3 protein-coding genes are annotated in these 3,171 nt (G+C 72.2%); 1 reads left to right on the top strand and 2 read right to left on the bottom strand.

From position 1 onward, the window contains the following. Both VN520_RS01480 and VN520_RS01485 read right to left on the bottom strand, forming a co-directional pair. On the bottom strand, positions 1–991 hold a 991-nt coding region (locus VN520_RS01480), incomplete at its 3' end, for a CHAT domain-containing protein (RefSeq protein WP_325744981.1). Next, positions 988–2,112, bottom strand: a complete 1,125-nt coding sequence (locus tag VN520_RS01485) for a hypothetical protein (RefSeq protein WP_325744982.1) — start codon at positions 2,110–2,112, stop codon at positions 988–990. The genes VN520_RS01480 and VN520_RS01485, both read right to left, overlap by 4 nt. A gap of 217 nt (positions 2,113–2,329) precedes the next feature. Here VN520_RS01485 and VN520_RS01490 point away from each other — a divergent pair. Next, positions 2,330–3,171, top strand: an 842-nt coding sequence (locus VN520_RS01490; RefSeq protein WP_325744983.1) for a patatin-like phospholipase family protein, incomplete at its 3' end; no start/stop codon positions are given.

Here is a 3,171-nt window from a genome sequence, read left to right on the forward strand (position 1 = left end):
CGTCGAGGTACTGGCCGGCGGCCAGCGCGTCGTACAGGCTGCCGCTGAAGTCGTTCGCCGTCTCGTTGGTGACCGGGTACTGCATGGCGACCACGCACTGGACACCCCGCCGCACCAGGGTCGGCGCGAGTCCGGCGTAGCGGTACTCGTAGTCGGTGCTGCCGCCCTCGCAGGCGTGCAGGACGACGACGGTGGGCGCCCAGGTGTCGGTGCAGACCACGTCGGCGAGGGCATCCTCGTCCACCCAGTCCGGACCGCCGTCCTCCCCGTGGAGCGCGATCGAGCCCTTCCCGCTGTCCCTGTCGAAGCGGCCGTGGCCGATGTAGTGCAGGACGTGCGGCCGCCCATCCTCGGCGCGAACGCGTTCCGCCAGCTCGGTCCTGGTCACCTCGACCACGGGCTCGAGGACGTCGAACGCCGGCTGCAGGCCGCTACCCTCGAGGACGTCGAGGACCGGCTGGTAGTCCACCTCGCCCAGCCAGTCGGTCTGCGCCTCCCCGACGACGACCAGCACCCGCACGCGGTCCGCGCTGAGCGGGGCGCGCTGCGGGGTGCCGGGCGGGACGGAGCGGGAGAGCATCAAGCCCGGTGTGAGCACCAGGAACTCCCCGTCCTGTCCTCCCTGCCGATCAGGCGCGCACAGGTACTCCCACGGGAGCGCGGCGAGCCGGGACGATGCGGCGTCCGTGGGGAACGAGAGCTGGAGCCGCACGAGGTTCGGTCCGCGCTGCGCGAGCCGCTCCTCGACCCAGCTCCACAGCGGTCCGGAGAACAGCCTGCGGTGGAGGAGCTGGCCGAACACCCGGATGTCCTCCCTGTTCCACCTCCGCTCGTACTCCATGAGCCAGCGCTCGAAGACGCGGAGGACGCGGCCGTCGAGCCCGCCGAGGTCGACCTTCTGCGAACTCGTCTTCGCGGCGGGGGTTTGCCAGGTGCGCGCTGTCACGGACCCGCTCGGGGACACGGTCACCGAGATGGCCGGCGCGTTCATGGTCGGGGCCCGACCGGGGGGATGGACAGGACGAGGCCCGCGCCCCCCGGAGGTGGATGGAGCGCGCGGTTCTCTCGCGGCGCGAGGACGCGCTGGTCGCCCCAGCGCAGGGTTCGTGGGTTGTGGTAGTTGAACGCCAGCGCAGCGCCCTTCTTGCCGTGCGCCAGGCACCGGGCGACGCCGGCGTCGTCGGGGTGACCGAACTTCGCGCCGTCGCTGGAGAACAGGTAGGCGTCCGCGGGCAGCAGCTGGAGCAGCTCGGGAGTGATGTTCCGGGCGCTGCCGTGGTGGGGAAGCTTGAGCGCGGCCAGGTGCAGGCGCGCCAACCCGCGCTCCTCGAGAAGCTGGCGCACGGCCGTCCGCAGGGCCGCAGGAGTGGCGTCGCCCGGCAGCAGGACGGCGTTGCCCGCGTACTCCGCGAGCAGCACGATGCTGCTGCGGTTGGCCGGTGCCCGGTCCTTGCTGATCGGGGATCCGAGCAGCTTCGCGACGTCCGGCGGCCCGTTCCCCTTGAGGAAGGTGGCGTCAAGGGTCCGGGCGGTCCTCCTTCGCAGCTCCTCGAGTGCTTGTTCCGGCGAATCGAACGCCAGGCCGCCGTCCTTCAGCTCGGGGAGCCAGGCCTTCCGCATGGCGGTCAGGGCCGCGGCGTCGGGCCCCAGCACGGTGAGGGTCAGCCCGCCCGGCAGGCAGCGCACCGGTCGCGCCCCCGTGTCCGGTGCGCAGACGGCCTTCGCGCCGAAGGCGGCGTTGAGCGGAATGCCGCGCCCGCTGATCAGGGCGGCAAGCATCTCTCCCTGGCGCCCACCCAGGTCGGGCATGATCTGCGCCGGACCGTTGAACCAGTACTCACGGATGCCGATGTCCAGGTCGGCGTCGTTGCTCAGCAGCAGCGTGCCCTCGATGTGGTCGGCGTCCACGTGCGTGAGCACCATCAGCTCGAGCGGCCCCTCGCCGGCGACCTCCCGGAGCCGACCCCGCACGGTCGAGTAGGCGCCGGCCGGTCCGCCGTCGACCAGCAGGCGGTGGCGGTCCTGCGGTGGGCCCCAGGTGAGCAGCAGGGCGTCGCCGTACCCGGCCGGCAGCATCTCCAGCTCCAGCGGACCGTCCGCGAACCCCTCCACGACTGTTCCCCCTTCGGCAGTGGCCCGGTGAGAGCACACCCGCGACCCCGTCACCGGGGCGTTACGGCTCCGTCACCGCTGCCCCGCGGACTACCGGTCGTGCCACCCGGAACGGGGCAAGCGCCGGCGCGTGACGCAGCCGTGACGCGGGTCCGGCATCGTCTCCGACGGTGCCAGGGGATGGACGGCGTCGAGAGCGTCGCCCGGGGGGGTCGAGTTGGGACAGCACATCGGCGTCGCCATCTCCGGGGGCGGTCACCGCGCCACGTTGTGGGGTCTGGGCACCCTGCTGTACCTGGTCGACAGCGGCAAGCACCAGGAGGTCGCGGCCGTCTCGTCAGTGTCGGGCGGCTCGATCACCAATGGGGTCGTGGCGCAGCAGGTTGACCTGCCCCGTACAGATCCGGAGGAGTTCGATGCCGGGGTCGCCCCGCTGGTCCGCCACGTGGCCAAAACCGGGCTGTTCTTCTGGGGCCCGGCGACCAACGCCTACGTCATCTCGCTGCTCGCGGGCCTGTCCGTGGGGGTCGCCGTTTTCGTCTCCGGCGTCGTGCTGCTCTTCCTGGACGGGCTGTCCTGGCCGGCGGGCATCGCCCTGCTGGTAGCGCTGGCGGTGCTGGCCGTCGTGGCGCGGTGGTTCGAGCGGCGCTCCGACGTCGTTGACCGGGCGCTGGCCAGCACCCACTTCAGCACCGACGGCCGGCCGACGCGGATGGCCGACCTCCAGCGGTCGGTCGACCACGTCATCTGCGCGACCGAGCTGCAGTCCGGGCAGCACCTGTACCTGACACCGCGCTTCCTCTACTCGTACGCGCTCGGCACCGGGGAGCCGGCCGCTATGAACCTGTCCACGGCGGTGCAGGCCTCGGCGTGCCTCCCGGGCGCCTTCTCGCCACGGCGGCTGCCGACCGCACCTCACCGGTTCTCGGGCGGCGTGCGGACGGCGTCGGAGGTCCTGCTCACCGACGGCGGGGTCTACGACAACCTGGGGCTCGAAACGGCCTGGAAACGATACCGGACGATTCTCGTCAGCGACGGCGGCGGCAAGCTGGCCGCGGA

It is taken from the genome of Streptomyces sp., from assembly GCF_035563135.1.
Classification (GTDB): domain Bacteria; phylum Actinomycetota; class Actinomycetes; order Streptomycetales; family Streptomycetaceae; genus Streptomyces.